At 74.6% G+C, this 19,983-nt stretch carries 13 protein-coding genes; 5 read left to right on the plus strand and 8 right to left on the minus strand.

Annotated elements, in window-relative coordinates; translation table 11 throughout:
* Nucleotides 1-191: 191 nt before the first annotated feature.
* Both HYE82_RS00680 and HYE82_RS00685 read right to left on the minus strand, forming a co-directional pair.
* A complete protein-coding gene (locus HYE82_RS00680) occupies nucleotides 192-992 on the minus strand; it encodes a hypothetical protein (protein WP_179171896.1) in 801 nt (266 codons plus the stop codon).
* A 201-nt stretch (nucleotides 993-1,193) separates the two neighbouring features.
* Nucleotides 1,194-4,799, minus strand: a complete 3,606-nt coding sequence (locus tag HYE82_RS00685) for a S8 family serine peptidase (protein ID WP_309144153.1) — start codon at nucleotides 4,797-4,799, stop codon at nucleotides 1,194-1,196.
* 215 nt (nucleotides 4,800-5,014) lie between these two features.
* Here HYE82_RS00685 and HYE82_RS00690 point away from each other — a divergent pair, with 215 nt between their 5' ends.
* Both HYE82_RS00690 and HYE82_RS00695 read left to right on the plus strand, forming a co-directional pair.
* Entirely contained in the window at nucleotides 5,015-6,619 is a 1,605-nt protein-coding gene (locus HYE82_RS00690; RefSeq protein ID WP_179171898.1) for an MFS transporter, read from the plus strand.
* Nucleotides 6,620-6,995: 376 nt separating this feature from the next.
* The gene (locus tag HYE82_RS00695; protein WP_179171899.1) at nucleotides 6,996-8,654 is read left to right on the plus strand and encodes a GMC oxidoreductase; all 1,659 of its coding nucleotides are present in this window, start codon (nucleotides 6,996-6,998) and stop codon (nucleotides 8,652-8,654) included.
* Between the two features lie 128 nt (nucleotides 8,655-8,782).
* On the opposite strand, the gene HYE82_RS00700 is transcribed toward HYE82_RS00695, so the two are convergent.
* The 5 genes from HYE82_RS00700 to HYE82_RS00720 all read right to left on the minus strand — a co-directional run bounded on the left by HYE82_RS00700 (nucleotide 8,783) and on the right by HYE82_RS00720 (nucleotide 12,861).
* A complete protein-coding gene (locus HYE82_RS00700; RefSeq protein ID WP_179171940.1) occupies nucleotides 8,783-9,262 on the minus strand; it encodes a carboxymuconolactone decarboxylase family protein in 480 nt (159 codons plus the stop codon).
* A 5-nt stretch (nucleotides 9,263-9,267) separates the two neighbouring features.
* A complete protein-coding gene (locus HYE82_RS00705; RefSeq protein ID WP_179171900.1) occupies nucleotides 9,268-10,350 on the minus strand; it encodes a dihydrodipicolinate reductase in 1,083 nt (360 codons plus the stop codon).
* A gap of 67 nt (nucleotides 10,351-10,417) precedes the next feature.
* Entirely contained in the window at nucleotides 10,418-10,540 is a 123-nt protein-coding gene (locus tag HYE82_RS00710; protein ID WP_179171901.1) for a DUF6126 family protein, read from the minus strand.
* A 19-nt stretch (nucleotides 10,541-10,559) separates the two neighbouring features.
* Nucleotides 10,560-11,234, minus strand: a complete 675-nt coding sequence (locus tag HYE82_RS00715) for a helix-turn-helix domain-containing protein (RefSeq protein WP_256986799.1) — start codon at nucleotides 11,232-11,234, stop codon at nucleotides 10,560-10,562.
* Between the two features lie 79 nt (nucleotides 11,235-11,313).
* Nucleotides 11,314-12,861, minus strand: coding sequence for an ATP-dependent DNA ligase (locus tag HYE82_RS00720; protein WP_179171902.1), 1,548 nt, complete (start codon nucleotides 12,859-12,861; stop codon nucleotides 11,314-11,316).
* 420 nt (nucleotides 12,862-13,281) lie between these two features.
* Here HYE82_RS00720 and HYE82_RS00725 point away from each other — a divergent pair, with 420 nt between their 5' ends.
* Both HYE82_RS00725 and HYE82_RS00730 read left to right on the plus strand, forming a co-directional pair.
* Nucleotides 13,282-16,131 carry an alpha/beta fold hydrolase gene (locus HYE82_RS00725; protein ID WP_179171903.1) on the plus strand — a complete coding sequence of 950 codons (2,850 nt, stop codon included), beginning with the start codon at nucleotides 13,282-13,284 and terminating at the stop codon, nucleotides 16,129-16,131.
* Nucleotides 16,128-17,018: an ABC transporter permease subunit gene (locus HYE82_RS00730; RefSeq protein ID WP_309144154.1), complete on the plus strand. Its 891-nt coding sequence runs from the start codon at nucleotides 16,128-16,130 to the stop codon at nucleotides 17,016-17,018. The genes HYE82_RS00725 and HYE82_RS00730 overlap by 4 nt, the downstream gene beginning before the upstream one ends.
* A 67-nt stretch (nucleotides 17,019-17,085) precedes the next feature.
* On the opposite strand, the gene HYE82_RS00735 is transcribed toward HYE82_RS00730, so the two are convergent.
* Nucleotides 17,086-18,042, minus strand: a complete 957-nt coding sequence (locus HYE82_RS00735) for an aldo/keto reductase (RefSeq protein WP_179171904.1) — start codon at nucleotides 18,040-18,042, stop codon at nucleotides 17,086-17,088.
* 220 nt (nucleotides 18,043-18,262) lie between these two features.
* On the opposite strand from HYE82_RS00735, the gene HYE82_RS00740 reads away from it, so the two are divergent.
* A complete protein-coding gene (locus tag HYE82_RS00740) occupies nucleotides 18,263-19,858 on the plus strand; it encodes a N,N-dimethylformamidase beta subunit family domain-containing protein (protein ID WP_256986800.1) in 1,596 nt (531 codons plus the stop codon).
* The last annotated feature ends 125 nt before the right edge of the window (nucleotides 19,859-19,983 follow it).

Raw genomic sequence — 19,983 nt, forward strand, 5'->3', positions numbered from 1 at the left:
GGTCGGTGACATCGAGCTCACCGTACGTCGATCTTGGAGGGCCCGCGCTCCGAGCACGGCGGGTGGGGGTCCGGGCGGGCGCGTCCGTACGGGCGCGCCCCGGCCGTGGCGGCGGGGGACCCTGCGGCCGCGGGGCGGAGCCGTACGGGCGACGGGGCTGCGGCGCCGGTGTGACGACGGCGGGCCGGGGCTCAGGGGCCGGGCGGGGACGCGAACACCGCGTCGCGGAAGGGCCTGCGCAGGGGTCCGTGGGGGTCGGCAGGGAAGAGGACCGCCCAGCGCCGGCGGCGGGGGTGGACCCAGACGGCGGCGGTGTCGCCGTGGGTCCAGGTGCCGTGCGCGGCGGGGCGCCACAGGAGGCCGCGGGGAGGGGTGAGTTCGCCGGTCCGGATGCGCAGGGACTCGGCGGTCCAGGCGCGCGGGACGGGGTGGTCCGCCGGGGACAGCAGGTGGCCGAGGAAGCGGGCGAGGTCGGGCAGGGAGGCGTACAGGGTGCCGTCGGCGCAGCGGGTGCCGGCCATGCCGAGGGGCTGCCAGATGCGGACGGCGGCGAGTTCGGGGAGCGGGCTGCCGCCGAGGTGTTCGGCGAGGCGGGTGAGTGCGGCTGCCGCGGTGTGGGCGGAGCGGCCGCCCCCGTGGGTGAGGAGGTGGTGGGTGGTGGTGCCGGCGGGGGTACGGGCGGCGGCCCCGGCTCCGTAGGCGGTCAGCGGGGTGTGCAGGTGCAGGGCCCCTTCGGCGACGAGGCTGCCGATCACGGGCCACAGGGCGAGGACACCGGTGAGGGCGCCGGCGTCGTGGCAGGGGGCTTCGTACCCGTTCCCGTCGTGCCCGGGGCCGGCCCCGGGGCCCGTGCCGGGGCCGTCCGAGCGGGCCAGGATCCCGTCCGGTCCGCCGACCGCCCAGCCGGCTTCCGGGTCGGCGGCCTCCAGTACCCGCCGGATCCGGTCCGCCGCGTCCTTGCAGCCCGTTCGGTCGTCGCTCTGGAGCGTCATGGTGCCCCACGCTAGCGACGCCGGGCCGCCCGCCCGGGCAGGCCGCGGCAGGGCCCGCCGCCCGCCACCCGAATGCACCGCGGCATCGGAAGGGGGCGGGACGCCCGCGGCGCCCCGCCCCCGGTCAGCCGGAGGAGCCCTGCTCCGTTGCCCGGACTGCCCGGACTGTCCGGACTGCCCGGACTGTCCGACCGGCTCGGCCTACCTGGCCGGCCGGCTGCCCGGCTGGTTCTTGTCGGGCCGGTCCGTCACCTTCAGCGTGTTCAGCAGCGGCTTGCCGAAGCCGGTGTGGGTGACGAAGCGGAGGTTGAGGACCCCGTCCGTGACCGTGACCGTGTAGGTGCGGGTCAGGGCCTTGTAGCTGCCCGCCTCCAGGGCGATGTCCAGGGACGGCAGGACCTGCGTGCCCTCGGCGAGGACGTCGAAGACCCGCTTGTTCGGCCTGGTGGACGACAGCTCCGCGAAGCCGAGTTCCACCGTGTACGTGCCGTTCGGGACGTTGTCGAAGCGGTACTCGTACATGCCCTCGCGGGCGCTGCGGAACAGCTGCTGCTCGTCCGTCCCGGCGATGCTCCGGCCGGTGGAGCGCACCGAGCCGCTGCCCTGGTGGCCGTACGAGCCGGGGGTGTACCTGCGGTCCGGGGACCAGCTGTCGCCCAGGGTGTCCGTGACCGCGCGGTCGGAGCCGGCGTCCAGGGCGACCTGGTAGCGCGGGACGACCACCTTCACCGGGACGGTGAGCACCGGGCTGCGGCCGCTGACCGAGCCGATCCGCAGGTCGGTGGTGAGGACCGAGCCGGCCGCCAGGCCGGTGGTGTCGACGTTCAGCGTGACGGTGGCCTTGCCTCCGACCGGCAGGCTCGCCGTGTCGGCGGCGGCCGTCAGCCAGGGAGCGTCCTCGGCCACGGTGAAGGCCGTGTCGATGGTGCCCGTGTTGGTGAGGCCGAGGGTGCGGGTGCGCTTCCGGTCGGCGGTGAGGACGACCTCCACCGACGGCTGGGAGGCGGCGACCCGGCCCGTGGCCAGGGACGGCGCGACCGTGGTGACGCCGCCCGCCTCGACGGACACCGCCTCGGTGAGCCCCCGGTAGTTCTCGGCCAGGATCGTGACGCTGCTCCGGCCGGCGCGGGCCTGGAGGGCGTAGCCGCCGTCGGCCGCGGTGGTCGCGGTGACGGCGTCGCTGCCGGTGCCGACGGTGACGGTCGCGCCGGCGACTCCGCCGCCGTCGTTGGCGTCGAGCACCCGGCCCGCGACGACACCGGACTTGGTGGTGCGGAAGGAGACGGTCGTGCCGTCGCCGATGACGGGCGTGTTGAAGGAGTACGTGAAGGCGTCGGTGCCGGTCGCGTTCTCCACGCCGACCGTGGCGCTGGAGCCGCCCTTGATGCCGGAGCCGCCGGTGCCCTTGTAGGTGTAGGTGACGCTGCCGTCCTCGCCGACCGCCGCGGAGAACGAGAACTTGTCGGCCTGGGCGGACCAGTGGGCCACGTCCCGCCACTCGATCACGTACTGCCGGTGCGGTGCGGTGCCGGTGACGGCGGTGAAGACGCCCGAGCCGCTGCCGGCCGGGCCGACGACGAGGTCGTCCCAGAAGGGGTAGAGCGCCGCGTTGGGCGTGGCCGTGCTCGGGAGGTCGCCGTTGATGTCGCCGGTGTGGGCGCCGCCGAAGCTGACCGTGCCGTTCGTGCCGATCCAGGCCTGCCCGTACGTCTTCCCGTACAACGGGAGCGGGAAGGGCAGGTCGACGCGCTCGGTCGTGTTGTCGCCGGTCAGCGCGAGCTGCCGGGTGCCGGCCTGGTGGGGGCGGCCGCCCGGGGTGGAGCAGGCGTAGCCGTAGCCGTCGGTGCGCTCGGGCAGGGCGACGGCGACGGTGGTGTCGCCCGCGACGACCGCCTGCGCACTGCCGCCGCTGACGCAGCGGGAGGCGTGGGAGGCCCGGATCTCGTACGTGCCGTGCGGCAGGATGACCTCGAAGCGGCCCTGGTCGTCGGCGGTCGCGGTCACGGGGGTGCCGGCGACGGTGACGGCGGCCCCCGCGGCGGGCCCGCCGGGCGCGGTGACCGTTCCCGTGACCTTGCCGGAGGGGGCCTGGGTGAGGGTGAAGTCGCCGGTGGCGGTGGTGTTCTCGGTGACCGTCGCGGTGGCGGTCTCCTGCCCGTAGCCGAACTTGGCGGCCGTCAGGGCGTACGAGCCCACCGACAGGGAGCGGAAGGTGTAGGTACCGTCGGCGGCGGTGGTCGCCGTACGGGCGATCGGACCGGTGGCGGTGACCTGGACGCCCGCGAGCGGGGTGCCGCCGGAGCGGACGGTGCCGCTCAGGGCGCCGGTCGCGCCGCGCGGGGCGTTGGTGACGGCGGCGAGCGCGTCGAGCTTGCCCTCGCCGAAGACGTTGTTGTGGGCCGCGGTGCCGCCGCACTGGTTGTTCTCCGTGTCCTGGGCGGTGGCGCCGAGCAGGGCCTCGGTCTGCGCGATGTCGCCCTCGAGGGCGGGGGCTGCGGACCAGAGCAGGGCGACGGTGGCCGCGGTGTGCGGGGAGGCCATGGAGGTGCCGGAGAAGGCCTCGAAGCCGCCACCGGGGACCGAGGAGCGCACGTTCACGCCGGGCGCGGCGATGTTCGGCTTGACGATGCCGCCGGGGCCGGCGCCGCGCGAGGAGAACGGGGCGATGGTGCCGTTGATGTCGAAGGCCCCGGAGCTGTAGGAGGCGGCGTAGTCGCCGGGGGAACCGCTCGTGGAGCAGTTGGGGCCGGCGTTGCCGTTGGAGAAGGCCGGGAAGATGCCGGCGGCCCGCCAGGCGTCGACGATCTGGCGGTACCAGTCGTCGTGCGCGGCACTGCCCCAGGAGTTGTTGACGATGTGCGGGGCGAGGTCGGGGCGCGGGTTCTGTCCGTTGAGGTCGGTCGGGGCGATGATCCACTGGCCGGCGGCGAGGAGGGAGGCCTCGGAGCAGGAATTGGTCTCGCAGCCCTTCGCGGCGATCCAGCGGGCCCCGGGGGCCACGCCGATCCGGTTGGTGCCGTCGTCGCCGACCATGGTGCCCATGGTGTGGGTGCCGTGGTCGTTGTTGTCGCAGGGGGCGGCCGTGGGGCAGACGCCGGCGGGGTCGAACCAGTTGTGGTTGTGGTCGTGGGTGCCGTCGGCGTTCCGGCCGCGGTACCGGTCGTGCACGGCCGGGTGCGTGTGGTCCACGCCGCTGTCGATGTTGGCGACGACGATGCCCTCGCCGCGCACGCCGAACCGGTCCCACACCTGGGGGGCCTTGATCCGGTCGATGTTCCACTCGACGGCGTCGGCCGCCGTCCTCTCGCGCGTGCCGTCGGCGGGCGCCGGGAGGGTGACCTTGTCGTCGGCGTCGATGCGGGAGACCTCGGCGCGCCGGGCCAGGGTGCCGGCGAGCTTCTCGGTGCCGACGACGCGGACCGCGTTGACGATCCAGTACGGGGTGTACTCGGCCTGGGCGCCGTCCAGGGCCTTGAGGAGCCCGGCCTGGCTGCGCGCGGCGTGCTCGCGCTTGGTCTTGAGGACCGTTTCCGCCTTGGCCGCGCGGGTGGTCTGCCGCTGCGCGGCGCTCAGGTCGGCGGCGCTGTCGAGGTAGACCCAGAAGGCGGCCTTGCCTGAGTCGCCGAGCTGGGCGCGGAGCTTGGGCTCGATCTTGCGCTCGGCCGCACCCGGGCCGGGGCCGGGTTCCGGAGCGGCGGCGGCGGCGCCCGCGCCGAGGGGCAGGAGCAGGGCTGCGGTGAGGGCGGCGAGCGCCGCGCGTAAGGGGTGCCGGGACCGACGGGATCGTCGGGTGTCGCGTTGGGCCACGTGTGTCTCCTCGTACGCCGTGTGCAGGTCGTGCGGATAGGACGTGCGTGACGTGCGCGGCAATGGTGAAGGAGGCGTCATGCTCACTACAAGAGTGCCTAACGAGCCGAAGCCGCTGACGGCCCGGCCGGGGCCTCCGGTCCGCGCGTACGGTCCGGGCCTGCGGCCCGTACGTACGGGTGGCCCTTCCGCGGCGCGGGAGCGAGGCTGAAGGCATGACCGGTCCAGCTCCTCGCGAGCCGGCGCCGGAGGGCGGGCCGCGCGGGCCCGACGCCGGCACCGGCGCGCCCTCCGGCGCGACGCCCGGTGCCGCCTCCGGGGCCGCACCCGGTGCCGTGCCGGCCGGCAGGGACGGGCCCGGCGTGGCGCTCGGCACCGCCCGGGGCCGGTGGATCGTGCTGGTCACGGTGCTCGGCTCGACGATGGCCCTGCTCGACTCCACCGTGGTGAACGTCGCCCTGCCCAGCATCGGCCGGGACTTCGGCGCGGACCTGGCCGTCCTCCAGTGGATCGTGAACGCCTACCTGCTGACCCTGGCCGGGCTGATCCTGGTCGGCGGGGCGCTCGGCGACCGGTTCGGGCGGCGCCGGATCTTCGTGCTCGGCGTGGTGTGGTTCGCCGCCGCCTCCCTGCTGTGCGGCATCGCCCCCGACGAAGGGGTCCTGATCGCGGCCCGCGCCCTGCAGGGCGTGGGCGGGGCGCTGCTCACCCCCGGGTCGCTGGCCCTGATCCAGGGCTCGATCGCGTCCGCGGACCGTGCCCGGGCCGTCGGCCTGTGGTCGGGGTTCGGCGGCGTGGGCGCGGCGGTGGGGCCGTTCCTCGGCGGCTGGCTGGTGGACGGGCCCGGCTGGCGCTGGGTGTTCCTGCTGAACGTGCCGGTGGCCGCGGTGTGCGTGCCGGTGGCCCTGCGGCACGTTCCCGAATCGCGGGATCCGGCGGCGCGCGGGCGGTTCGACGTGCTCGGCGCGGCGCTGGGCGCGGTGGCCCTCGGCCTGGTCACGTACGCGCTGATCGAGGCGCGCTCCGGTTCGCCCGCGGTGGTCGCGTCGGCGGTCGTCGGCGTCCTGCTGGCGGTCGCGTTCGTCTGGGTCGAGCGGCGGCGGGCCGAACCGATGATGCCGCCGGGCATCTTCGCGGCCCGGCAGTTCACCGCGGTCAATCTGGTCACGCTGTGCGTGTACGCGGCCTTCGGCGGGTTCTTCTTCCTGGTCGTGCTCCAGCTCCAGGTGGTCTCCGGGTACTCGGCCCTGGCCGCCGGGGCCGCGCTGCTGCCCACGACCGCGCTCATGCTGCTGCTGTCCTCCCGGGCGGGAGCGCTCGGGGAGCGGATCGGGCCGCGGATCCCGCTGACCGTGGGGCCGCTGCTGTGCGCGGCCGGGCTGCTGCTGATGCTGCGGGTGGGGCCCGATGCCTCGTACGTGCGGGACGTGCTGCCGGGGATGGTCGTGCTGGGCATGGGCATGGTGACGCTGGTGGCACCGCTGACGGAGGCCGTGCTGGCCTCGGTGGACCCGGGCCGGGCGGGCCTCGCCAGCGGCATCAACAACGCCGCGGCGCGGGTCGCGGGGCTGCTGGCCGTGGCGGCACTGCCGCTGCTGGCCGGGATGGGACCGGACGCCTACCTCTCGGCGTCCCTGTTCGACAGCGCCTTCGGGCGGGCCATGGTGTGGTGTGCGGGGGCGCTGGCCGTCGGCGCCGCCCTGGCCTGGGCGACCGTACGCACACCCCGGCCCGGGGCGTGCCATCCGCAGTGCCGCACCCACTGCGCGCTGACCGCTCCCCCGCTGGAGCCGCCGGCGCAGACCCCGCCACGCGTGTGACCGGGCTTTCGGCCGGGATCCGGGGACACACCCGTGCGCACCGCGTGAATGTTCCGTGGACGCCCCTCGCCCTGGCGGGCCGCCCCTTCGCCACTCGGCGCCCTCCCGCTCGCGGTGGAGCGCCGGCTGCGCCCCCTCGGCAGGGTGCCCGCCCCCGCGGCCCCGGCCTGCTCAGCGCTTCGGAGGCTGGAACCCGTCTCCACCCGGCGCGCCTCCCCCGCGGTCGCCTCCCTGCTCGCGCCGGGGTGGGTGCGGTGCGGGGAGCCGCCGCCCCGCACGGCGCGAGCGGCCGGAAGTTTCCCGTTCACGGGTCGTGACTTCGCAACCGTGCAGCAGTAGAACTCGTTCCCATTCCGTAGAGAGTGAGGAACGTCACATGAGTGACAGGACCCTGCACGGAAACGACTCCAAGGGCATCTCGCGGCGCGGATTCATGGCGGGAACAGGTTCCCTTCTCGGGGCCGTCGCCCTCGCCGGGCAGAACCACCCGGCCCACGCCCGCGACCGGGCCGCCGCACCGGCCCCGGCAGCCGGGCCGATCGAGTCCGGGGCCCGCGTGCCGGCCTTGGTCATCGGCACCGGCTACGGGGGCTCCGTCGCCGCCCTGCGGCTCGCCGAGGCCGGCGTCGACGTCCACATGGTCGAGATGGGCATGGCCTGGGACACCCCCGGACCCGACGGCAAGGTGTTCTGCAACACCACCAGCCCGGACTACCGCGCGTACTGGCTGCGGACCCGCACGAAGCAGCCCCTGAGCAACTTCCTCGGCTTCCCCCTCGACAAGGACGTACCCCGCTACACCGGGATCCTCGACGCCGAGGAGATGGGCGGCATCACCGTGTACCAGGGCCGCGGCGTCGGCGGCGGCTCACTGGTCAACGGCGGCATGGCCGTCACCCCCAGGCGGGCGAACTTCCCCGCCATCCTGCCGTCGGTCGACCCTGCCGAGATGTACGCCACCTACTACCCGCGCGCCAATGCCGGCCTCGGCGTCGGCCTGGTCGACCCGGCCTGGTTCGACACGGTGGACTGCTACCGGTTCGCCCGCGTCGGCCGCAAGCACGCCCAGCGCTCCGGATTCCCCTTCCTCTTCGTCCCCGACGTCTACGACTGGGACTACATGAAGCAGGAGGCCGCCGGCAGCGTCCCGAAGTCTGCGGTGGCCGGCGAAATCCTCTACGGCAACAACCACGGCAAGAAGTCCCTCCAGCAGACCTATCTGGCGCGCGCCCGGGCCACCGGGCGGGTCACCGTCTCGCCCCTCCACAAGGTCACTTCGGTGACCCCGGCCCCCGGCGGCGGCTACACCGTCGCCATCGAACAGATCGACACCACGGGCACCACCACCGCCACCAAGTCCGTGACGGCCGACCGGGTCTTCTTCGCGGCCGGCAGCGTCGGCACCAGCAAACTGCTCGTCAGGCTGAAGGCCACCGGCGCCCTCCCCGGCCTGAACGGCGAGATCGGCAAGGGCTGGGGCGACAACGGCAACGTCATGTGCGGCCGCGCCAACCACCTGTGGGACCCCACCGGCAAGGTCCAGGCCTCCATCCCCTGCGGCGGCATCGACAACTGGGACGCCGGCGGCGCCTTCGCCGAGATCGCACCGCTGCCGACCGGCATCGAGACGTACGCCTCCTTCTACCTGTCGATCACCCGCAACCCGCACCGCGCCGAGTTCACGTACAACGCGGCCGCGGGCCGGGTCGAGCTGAACTGGCAGACCGCCTGGAAGCAGCCGTCCATCGACATGGCCCGGACCATCTTCGACCGCATCAACGCACGGGAGGGGACGATCTACCGCAGCGACCTGTTCGGCCTGAACAAGGTCTGGGGCGACCACCTCACCTACCACCCGCTCGGCGGCGCCGTCCTGGACAAGGCCACCGACAACCACGGGCGCCTGCACGGCCACCCCGGCCTCTACGTGATCGACGGCGCGCTGATCCCCGGCAACACCAGCGTGAACCCGTTCGTCACCATCACGGCCCTCGCCGAACGCAACATCGAGAAGATCATCGCCGCCGACCTCTAGGCGCAGCCCGGCTGCGCGGACAAGACCGGGGCCGCCCGACGCGCCGGCCGGCCCCGGAGCCTCGAACTCCGTGGGCTCGAACCACGGGGACGCGAAACCGGGAGCCCCCCGGCCGCGGCCCCCGCCCGTCAGTGCCCCGGCAGGACGCACACGGCGTCGAGGCCGAGGACGCGGTTGAGCCGGCCGAAGGCCAGCCAGGACCCGATGCTCATGGTCAGCTCCACGATCTCCTGCTGGCTGTAGTGCGCGGTCATCCGCTCCCAGAACGCGTCGTCGAGGTGGTGGTGGTCGAGGGTGTACCGCTCGGCGTATTCGGCGGCGAGCCGGGTCCGCTCGTCGAAGCGGTCCGTGGTGCGCCACTCGGTGACCGCGCCGGCGAACTCCTCCTCGACCTTCTCCCCGTCGCGCTCGGTCCTCCAGTCCAGGCAGAAGGAACACCCGTTGATCTGCGCGACGCGCAGCCGCGCGGCCTCGAACTCGCGCAGCCCCAGGGTGGTGTGGGCGTACACCGCCAGCGAGAAGTTCGCGGCGGCCGGCCCGATCCCGGGGACCATGTCGCCCCACACGTACTCGATCGGGTGCCGGCCTTCGGGGACGTCGATCCTCATGGCGGTCATGGACCTTTCCTTCCGAGTCTGCCGGCGGCGGGGCGCAGCGGAACGTCCAGGGCGTCGTAGAGGCCGGGTTCGGCCTCCACCAGCCAGTCGATGGCGCCGACCAGGCGGCCGACGGCGGTGGCGTTGCCGCCGGCCGAGCGGTTCTCGCCCTCGTCGGTGGCCTCCACGGTGACCTCGATGCGGGGGCTGCCCTCGATGACCACGCGGTGGGCGCCGTCGCCGCCGTCGGGCGGCATCGGCCAGTCGGGGGCGCAGGAGGGGTGGATGCGGGTGACGTGTTCGATGACGAGGCGGGGTTCGCCGTCGACGATGCCCTGGACCTCGAAGCGGATCGCGCCCTGCGTGCCGGCGTCGAAGACGCCCATGGTGCGGGTGGTGACGGTGGTGTCGAGGGCGCGGCGGTCCACCGTCTCGCGGATCCCGTCGAGTTCGACGCCGAGGGCGCGGGCCATCATGCGTATCTGCCCGCCCCACACCATGGTCGGGACGGACGGCATGAGCATCATCGGCTCGAAGTCCATGGGCCGGCCCATGCCGACCAGGTCGCGTACGGAGTCCGGCTGGTCGTAGGTGGAGTAGTCGAAGATCTCCTGGCAGCGGATGGCGTCGATGGCCGTGCCCAGTCCGCTGACCAGGAGCGGGAGCACGTCGTTGCCCCAGCCGGGGTCGACGCCGGAGGCGAACAGCGAGCCGCCGCCCTCTGCGACGGCGGCCACCACCGGATCTCGGAACTCCGGCGGAGCGCTGCGGTGGTCGTACAGGGGGTAGAGGGCGGGGCTGACGACGACCGCCCCGGCCCGGATCGCCCGGGTGATGTCGGCGAGCGCGCCGTCGGGGCGGATGTCGCCCGTGGCCGCGTAGACGACGGCCCGCGGCCGGGTCGCGAGGACCGCCTCGGCGTCGTCGGTGGCCGTGACCCCGGTGTCGTGGCCGAGGCCGCCGAGGCGGCCCGCGTCACGGCCGACCTTGTCGGGACGGTGGACGATCACGGCGGCCAGTTCCAGCGCCGGGTGGGCTTCCACGGCACGGATGGCCAGACGGCCTACGTTGCCGGTGCCCCAGACAACCGTGGGAATCATGCGCGGAGGGTAGCGAGAGGATCCCGAGGTTCCCAGAGCCGCGCACAGAAATCCCCGCGGGCCGCCGCTACTGGTTCTCGCCGCCGAGGAGGAACAGGAGGTAGACGAAGAAGGCGAAGAGGTGGCCGACGAACAGGTAGGCGATCAGCCGGATCAGCAGTCCGCGCGGGAACTTCATCTGCATGCGCATGGGTGGTGCTCCTTGGCTTTCAGTGGTGGGAAGGCGGGCGGCCGGGGCCGGTGCCTGTGCCCGTGCCTCCGAGGCACAGGCCGGAGAGGCTGCTCTGCAGCAGCGTGTGGACGAACAGCAGGTCGGCCCCCGCGCGGGAGGCCGCGGCGATCCGGTGCGGCGTGAGCGAGTCGAAATGGGCGCTGTCGCCCGGCTCCAGCAGGTACTCGGCCTCGCCCAGGTGCAGCCGCAGCCGCCCCTTGAGGACGTACAGCCACTCCTCGCCGGGATGGACGCGGACCAGATCGCCCTGGCTGCGGTCGCCGTACGGGACGTGCACGCGCAGCGCCTGCATGCCGCGGCCGGGGCCGCCTGCCTGCCAGTACGTCCAGCCGTCGGCCTCGCGGGCGCCCGGACCGCCCGCGCGTACGATGGGATCGGCCGCGGCGGGCGTCTCGCCGAGCAGCTCCGAGACCGTCGTACCGTAGGTGCGGGCGAGCCCGAGCAACAGCGGCAGCGAGGGCTGGCGCCGCCCCGTCTCCAGGCGGGAGAGGTGGGCGGGCGAGAGACGGGCCCGTGCAGCGGCGGCCTCGAGGGTGAGTCCGGCGCGGCGGCGCAGCTCGCGCAGCTGCGGGGCCACCGCGGGCAGCTCGGCGGCTTCGACGCCGGGGTCGGTTCCTTCGGGGCCGGCCGGGCCGGCGGGACCAGGTGTCATGCCCCGATTGAGCCAGAGCCTTGCCTGCCTGGCAATCCGTCTTGCCTCTGAGGCAAAGTCCGGCCTCTCTGCCCGCCGATCAGGACTCCAGGGGCCTCCGTCCGGACCTGCCGAGCACCGTCTCCACCGTGTCCGCCTCGTCCGCGCGCTTGTCCGGCCGGTGCCGCAGCACCCGCGCGAAGCGCAGCGCCACCCCGGCCGGATAACGGGGGGAGCGCTGCAGGCCGTCGTAGGCGATCTCGACGACCAGCTCCGGCCGGACCCGCACGGTGTGCCCGTCGTCCTCCACGGCCAGTTCCCGCAGCCGGCCGGTCTGCCAGCGCAGCATCTCGTCGGTCAGCCCCTTGAAGGTCTTGCCGAGCATGGCGTAGGAGCCGCCGCCGGCCCGGGCACCGAGGTGCAGGTTCGACAGGGTCCCCGTACGCCGGCCGTGGCCCCATTCGGCGGCGAGCACGACGAGGTCCAGGGTGTGCACGGGCTTGACCTTGAGCCAGTGCCTGCCGCGCCGGCCTGCCGCGTAAGCGGAGCCGAGGGCCTTGGCCATGACGCCCTCGTGGCCGCGGCGCAGCGTCTCGGCCCAGAACTCCTCGGCCTCGTCCGCCTGCGCCGCCGGGTCCTCGACGGCGAGCCGGCGGACCCGGGATCCCTCCGGCACGAGCGCGGCGAGGACGGCGTAGCGCTCGCGGACGGGCAGGTCGAGGAGGACGTCGGCGCCGACGGCGAGCACGTCGAAGAAGTACGGGGCGACGGGCAGCACCCGGCGGGCGGTCTCGACGTCGATCCGGGACCCGACCCGGCTCGCGATGTCCTGGAACGGCACGGGGCGGCCGTCCGGGCCCTGGCCGATGACCTCGCCGTCCAGGATGAACCGCTCCCCCGCGAACCGCCGCGCCGCCTGCACCACCTCCGGCAGGCGGTCGGTGATCTCGTCGAGGGAGCGGGTGTAGACGTGGACGGCGTCCCCGTCGCGGTGCACCTGTACCCGGATCCCGTCGAGCTTCTCCTCCAGCGCGCAGGGCCCCAGCGCGGCCAGGGCCTCGGCCACCGACCCGGCGGTGTTCGCCAGCATCGGCTGGACGGGCTGCCCGACGCGGAGGGTGATCTCGCGCAGCACGGCTCTGCCCCCGGCGAGGACGGCGGCTCCCACCCGGGGCAGGGAGCCGTCGAGCATCACGGCCCGGCGCAGCTCGGCTGCCGGCACCCCGGCGGCCGCGGCCACGCCCTCCAGGGCCACGGCGTCCAGGGCGCCCTGGCGTACCTCGCCGGACAGCAGGCTGCGCAGGAACCGCTGCTCGGGCTCGGTGGCGGCGGCGAACAGGGCGTCGACGATGCGGTTCCGCGCGGCCTGGGAGCCGGGTCCGGCCAGGGCGGCGAACTCGGTCACCGCCCGGTCGACCTCGGCGACCCCCAGGGTGGGCCGGTCCGCGGGTGCGACGGGCCGGCCGAGGGTACGCCAGCCCAGGCCGGGACGGCCCTGCGGGAGCCGGCCGGCGAGGTACGAGATGACCAGGGCGGCCTCGTCCGCGGGCACGGCCGCGAACAGCTCCGCGAGCAGGGCGGTCTTGCGGGACCGGGCGGAGGTTTCGCCGACCGCCCGGGACACGCGCGCGACCTCGGCGAGCAGCATGCCGCCATCCTCCCGCCACCCGAGCCACGGCGCAGTTCGACCCGGCGCCACAGGCCCCGTCCCCTCCGCCGCCGATCCGGCCCCCCTCGCAGGAACCCAGCCCCTCCGGCGAAACCCGGCCACGCAGCCGATAAGCAACCTCGGGCGAGAACCCGGCCCCTCCGGCGTTTGAGGAGCGGGGTCCCGGGGCGGAGCCCCGGGAGGCCGGGCGGCGGCCGGGTTCGCACGCCCCGGTTTCGGGGTGGGGAAAGGCGGACAGCGGGGCGTGCCCGGCGCCGGAGCGCGCGGCTACCGCCGGCCGGAACGCGCGACGTACCGCGGATGCGGTACACCGTCAGGCGCCCGCGTACTCCCCAAGGAGGTGTCCGGCTCCACCCGGAGGCGCTCAGCGCAGCCCGATGATCCGTCTAGGGTGCCGGTATGACGCTCCGACTGCCGAAGCCGAAGCTCCCGCTCCCCCGGCACCGCCGAAGCCGCCTCCTCGCAGGTGCGGCCGCGCTCGCCCTCGTCGCGGGCGCCGGGACCTGGACGGCCGCCGCATCCGGCGGGGAGGCGCCCGTGCACCGCGAGGACCGGGTGCTCGACATGCCGGGCGCCGGGATCGACACCTCGTACTTCAGCACCCCGGGCCCGCAGAGGCGCCCGGCGGTACTGCTGGCCCACGGCTTCGGCGGCAGCAAGGACGACGTCCGCGCGCAGGCGGAACGGCTGGCCCGGGACGGATACGCGGTGCTGACCTGGTCGGCGCGCGGCTTCGGCCGCTCGGGCGGGCAGATCGGGCTGAACGACCCCGAGTACGAGGTGAGGGATGTCTCCCGGCTCCTCGACTGGCTGGCCACGCGCCCCGAGGTGCGGCTCGACGCCGCCGGGGATCCGCGGGTCGGCGTCGCCGGGGCCTCGTACGGCGGGGCGGTCGCGCTGCTCGCCGCCGGGTACGACAGCCGGGTGGACGCGATCGCCCCACAGGTCACGTACTGGAACCTCGCGGACTCCCTCTTCCCGCAGGGGGTGTTCAAGAAGCTCTGGGCGGGGCTGTTCTTCACCACCGGTTCGGCGGGCGGCATGCGGCCGGGCCGCCCCCCGGAGGCGCCCGCGGATGCCCCCGCGACGGCCGCCGGGCCCGGTGCCCCCGCGGGCGGGGCGCCTGCCACGGCGTGCGGGCGGTTCCGCCCGGAGCTGTGCGCCATGTACGAGCGGGTCGCGGCCTCCGGGACGCCCGACGCCGAGTCCCGCGTGCTGCTGGAGCGGCGCAGCCCGTCGGCGGTAGCGGACCGGATCAAGGTGCCGGCGCTGATCGTGCAGGGGCAGGACGACTCCCTCTTCCCGCTGGACCAGGCCGACGCCATGGCCCGGGCCATCGCCGCGAACGGCGCGCCCGTGGCCGTCGACTGGGCAGCCGGCGGGCACGACGGCGGGATGCGCGAGGCCGACCGGGTCGAGGCACGCGTGGCGGCCTGGTTCGGCCGCCACCTCAAGGGCGAGGCGGGCACGGACGCCGGCCCGGCATTCCGCGTCTCGCGCTCCGGAGGCATCGACTCCACCGACGGCGCGGTACGGCTGCGCGGCGCGACCGGCGAGAGCTACCCCGGGCTGACCGGGAACCGCCGCGAGTTCGCCCTGACAAACGGCGGCGGCAGCGGCCGGGACCAGAACCACGACCGGGCCCGGGCCCGGGAGCAGACCTTCGCCAACCCGGCGGGCGGCACGCCGTCCGCGATGTCCTCCCTCCCCGGGATCGGTGGGCAGCTGGCCGCCTTCGGGGCCGGGCTGTCCCTGGACTTCCCCGGGCAGCACGCCCGGTTCGACACGGCACCGCTGCCCGAGGAGGTGCGGATCACCGGTACGCCGGCCGTCACGCTGACCGTGCGGTCGACGGCGGCGGACGGATCGGCGGTCCTGTTCGGCAAGGTGTACGACATCGGGCCGGACGGGGGGCAGCAGGTGCTGCCGCATCAGCTGGTCGCCCCGCTGCGGGTGGAGGACGCGCGGCAGGGCCGGACCGTGGAGCTGCGGCTGCCCGCCGTCGACCACGCCGTGCAGGCCGGGCACCGGCTGCGGCTCGTCGTGGCGGCCACCGACCTCGGCTACGCGTCCCCGACGGCCCCGGCCTCGTACACGGTGGCGGTGCAGGGCCCGCTGGCGGTGCCCGTGGCCGACGGGGTGCGGACGGCCGCGGCGGGGCTGCCCGCCTGGACCTGGGGCCTGCCGCTGGGCGCGGTGCTGGTGGCGGCCGCACTGCTGGGAATCCGCCGGACCGGCCGGACCGGGGCAGCGGGTCCCGTGCACCCGCAGGACCCGCCGCAGCCGGGTGCTCCGGGGGGCGCTGCGCCGTTGCCCGCGCCCGGGCCGGGGGACGACGTACCGCTGGACATCAGGGGCCTGACGAAGCGGTATGCGAAGGGACAGGACCGGTACGCGGTGCGGGACCTGTCGTTCCGGGTGGAGCGGGGCCAGGTGCTGGGCCTGCTCGGGCCCAACGGCGCCGGCAAGACCACCACCCTGCGGATGCTGATGGGGCTGATCACGCCGGATGCCGGGGAGATCCGGGTGTTCGGGCACCCGGTGCGTCCCGGAGCCCCGGTGCTGTCGCGGGTCGGGGCCTTCGTCGAGGGTGCCGGATTCCTGCCGCACCTGTCGGGGCGGGCCAATCTGGAGCTGTACTGGCAGGCCACCGGGCGGCCCCCCGAGGACGCGCACATGGCGGAGGCCCTGGAGATCGCCGGGCTCGGCGACGCGCTGGAGCGCGCGGTGCGCACGTACTCCCAGGGCATGCGGCAGCGGCTCGCCATCGCGCAGGCCATGCTCGGGCTGCCGGACCTGCTGATCCTCGACGAGCCGACGAACGGTCTGGACCCGCCGCAGATCAGGGAGATGCGGGACGTGATGATCCGTTACGCCGCCGGAGGCCGCACGGTTATCGTCTCCAGCCACCTGTTGTCGGAGGTCGAGCAGTCCTGTACGCACCTGGTGGTCATGGACCGCGGGCGGCTGGTGGGGGCCGGCGAGGTCGGCGAGATCACCGGTGGCGGGGACACGCTGCTGGTGGCGGTCGAAGGGCCGGTGGACGAGGTCACCGTCGCGAAGGTGGCGGCCCTGGAGGGCGTGGAGTCCGCCGCGGCCTGCGAGGAGGGGCTGCTCGTACGGCTCGGCGGTGCGACGGCCGCGGAACTGGTCGCCGAACTGGTACGGCTGGAGGTGCCGGTGAGCGGGGTGGGCCCGCACCGGCGCCTGGAGGACGCTTTCCTGACGCTGATCGGAGGTACGCCGTGAGCGCCGCGAGCGGTGTGAAGGGCACGGCGGCCGCCGCCGTGGAAGGGGCCCCCGGCTACCGGCCGGGCCGTACCCTGCCTCTGCGCGTGGAGGCGCTGCGGCAGTGGCGTCGGCGCCGGACGCTGGTGATGGGCGGAGTGCTGGCCGCACTGCCCTTCGTGATGATCATCGCGTTCGCGGTGGGCGGCGGGCGGGACGGCGGCGGCCGGAACAACCGGATCACGTTCATCGACACCGCGACGGCCTCGGGCGCGAACTTCGCGGCCACCTGCCTGTTCGTGTCGGCCGGATTCCTGCTGGTGGTGCCGGTGGCGCTGTTCTGCGGGGACACGGTGGCCTCGGAGGCGAACTGGTCCTCGCTGCGCTACCTGCTGGCCTCGCCCGTGCCCCGGGCACGGCTGCTGTGGAGCAAGCTGGTGGTGGCGCTGGGCTTCAGCCTGGCGGGGATCGTGCTGCTGCCGGCGGTGGCACTGGCGGCGGGCACGGCCGCGTACGGGTGGGGGCCGCTGAAGCTGCCCGCGGGCGGCGTCCTGGCGGCCGGGGACGCGCTGCCGCGGCTCGCGCTCGTGGTGGCGTACGTCTTCGTGTCCCAACTGGTCACGGCCGGCCTGGCGTTCTGGCTGTCGACGCGGACGGACGCGCCGCTGGGCGCGGTGGGCGGGGCGGTCGGCCTGACGATCGTCGGCAACGTGCTGGACGCGGTGACGGCGCTGGGGTCCTGGCGGGAGTTCCTGCCCGCGCACTGGCAGTTCGCCTGGGCGGACGCCCTCCAGCCGAACCTGGAGTGGGCGGGCATGGTGAAGGGGACGGCGGTGTCGGTGTCCTGTGCGATCGTCCTGGTCGCGCTCGCCTTCCGCGGCTTCGCCCGCAAGGACATCGTCTCCTGAACCGCCCCCGTCGGAGCCGGAGCAGGCCGGCCCGGGACCCGTACCGGGGTCCCGGGCCGGCGGCGTCTCACACCGCGTGCCCGGCGGTTCCCGCGACGACGTCGATCTCGGCGAGGAGTTCCGGCTCCAGGGGGCGGTCGGCGACGGCGGCGTTGGCGCGAACCTGCTCGGCGGAGGTGGCGCCCGCGATGACGGAGGCGCAGCCGGGTTGGGCGGACAGCCAGCCGATGGCCAGTTCGAGGATGCTGCGGCCGTGCTCGTCGGCGATCGCGGCCAGCGCCTCGACGGTGTCGAGGCGCGCCTCGGTCAGGTAGGCGTCGCGGCCCTCCAGCCGGGAGCCTGCCGGGACGGGCGCGCCCCGGCGGATCTTTCCGGTGAGCAGGCCGTTGGCGAGCGGGAAGTACGGGAGGACGCCGAGGCCGTAGTGCCGGGCGGCCGGGACGAGTTCCGCCTCCGCCGAGCGCTGCAGCAGCGACCATTCGTTCTGTGCCGACACGAACGGCACCGCGCCCGTTTCGCGTGCGACGTGGACGGCTTCGGCGAGCTGCCAGCCGCTGAGGTTGGAGTGACCGATGTAGCGGACCTTGCCCTCGGCGACGAGTTCGGTGAGCGCGGCCAGGGTTTCGGCGACGGGGACGGCGGGGTCGGGGCTGTGCAGCTGGTACAGGTCGATGCGGTCGGTGTCCAGGCGGCGCAGGGACTCCTCGACGGCGCGCCGGATGTAGGCGCGGCCGCCGCGGGAACCGGCGGCCGGGCCGTAGCCCATGTCCACGCCGTCGTAGCCGAACTTGGTCGCGAGGACGACCTGGTCGCGGCGGCCCTTGAGGGCCTGGCCGAGGTGGGACTCGGAGCCTCCGCGGCCGCCGTAGATGTCGGCGGTGTCGAGGAGGGTGATGCCCGCGTCGAGGGCGGCGTCCACGACGGACCGGGTGGCGCCGGCGTCGAGACGGCCGCCGAAGTTGTTGCAGCCGAGGCCCACTGCGGACACCCGGAGTCCTGAACTGCCCAGGGGCAGGTAGCGCATGACGGGTTCCTCCACCCTCGTACCGGTTCGTGATCGTTGATCGACGGCCAGTCTAGGCACGGCCCGGCGGGCGGTGGCGGGGCCGCGGTCGGGCGGTGGGGCCCGGTCCCGTGGCGCGGCCCGGTCCGGTGGCGGGAGCCGGTCCGGTGGCGGGAGCCAGTCCGGTGGCGGGAGCCGGTCCGGTGGGGGCGGCTGCGGGCGGTGACATAGCGTGCCCTGCATGCATCAGGATCATATGACCGGACACGGCGGAGGTGCGGCCAGGCGGCAGTTCCTCACCCTCGCAACGGGCGCTGCCACTGCGGCCGGCCTCGGGGCCGTGGCCGCCTGCGGGACCGGCGACACCGGGGGCGCGAAGGGAGGGGGCGCGGAAGCGGCGAAGACCCCTGCCGCCACCTCACCGGGCGGCTTCGACGTCAAGGCCGAGAACGCCAGGCCCGGAAACGCCGACTGGCACGTCACCGAGGCCGGACCGGCCCGGGCCATCGAGGGCTTCGCCGACAAGGTGAGCGTGCTGCCCGGTGAGGCCTTCGGGCTGCACGTGTCGACCACCGCCCCCCGATTCACCGTCTCCGCCTACCGGATGGGCTGGTACGGCGGCGCCAGGGCCCGGCTCGTGTGGCGCTCGGAGGCCCTGCCCGGGGTGCGGCAGCCGGAGTACACCCTGGATGCCGCGACCCGGATGGTCAGCGCCCGGTGGCCCCGTACCACCACCGTCGACACCAAGGGCTGGCCCGAGGGCTGCTACCTGCTGCGGCTCGACGCGCAGGGCGGCGAGGGCCGGCGCTTCGTTCCGGTCACGGTGCGGTCGGCCGCTGCCGCCGGGCGTACGGTCGTCGTCAACGCCGTGGCGACCTGGCAGGCGTACAACCGGTGGGGCGGCTACAGCAGCTACGACGGCCCGAGCGGCGGCTACTCCTCCCGCTCCCTGGCCGTCTCCTTCGACCGGCCGTACGAGTACGACGACGGCGCCGGCCTGTTCCTCGTGTACGAGGCCCCGCTGCTCGCCCTGGCCGAGCGGCTCGGCATACCGCTGGCCTACGCGACGACCACCGACGTCGCGCGCGAGAAGCGGCTGCTGGAGGGGGCCGCGGCGGTCCTGTCCCTCGGGCACGACGAGTACTGGTCGCCGGAGCAGCGGGCCCACTTCACCGCGGCCCGCGACGCCGGCACCAACATCGCGATCCTGGGCGCGAACTGCTGCTACCGCCGGATCCGGCTGGAGCCGTCCGACCTGGGGCCCGACCGCACCGTGGTCTGCTACAAGACCTCGTACGACCAGGACCCAGGGCACAGGCGGGGCCACCCGGCGACCACCGACTTCCGCTCGGCGCCGGGCGCCGACCCGGAGAGCTCGCTGCTCGGCGTGATCTACGACGGCTACCCGGTGGACGCCCCGTACGTGGTGACCAACCCGGGGCACTGGCTCTTCGAGGGCACCGGAGTGGAGGCGGGCGAACGCTTCGCGCACCTGGTGGGCGTGGAGTACGACAAGGTCGACACCGGCTTCCCCACACCCCGCCCGATCGAGATCCTGGCCCACTCCCCCGTGGTGTGCGAGGGCCGGCCCAGCCACGCGGACACGGCGTACCACACGGCGCCGAGCGGGGCGGGCGTGTTCGCCACCGGGACCATGCGCTGGGTGGAGGCCCTGGACGCCACGGGCGACGGCAGCAGCGGCGCCAACCACGGGCTGGACGCGAAGGCAGGCGCCCTGACGACCCGGGTGACGGAGAACCTCCTGCGCGCCTTCGCAGCAGGCCCGGCAGGGCGCACACACCCGGCACGGGACAACCTGAAGACGGTGTACGGGTAGAACCGCCGCAGCCGCAGCAACCGGTGGACTCTCCCGGAAGGGAGGTCTAGGATCATGATCACGGCATCGCGTGTCGGTCACCGACCGGGTGAGGCATGGAGGTGCCCGTGATGTGCCTTGCGGAG

The sequence above is a fragment of the Streptomyces sp. BR123 genome (genome assembly GCF_013401435.1).
GTDB lineage: Bacteria > Actinomycetota > Actinomycetes > Streptomycetales > Streptomycetaceae > Streptomyces.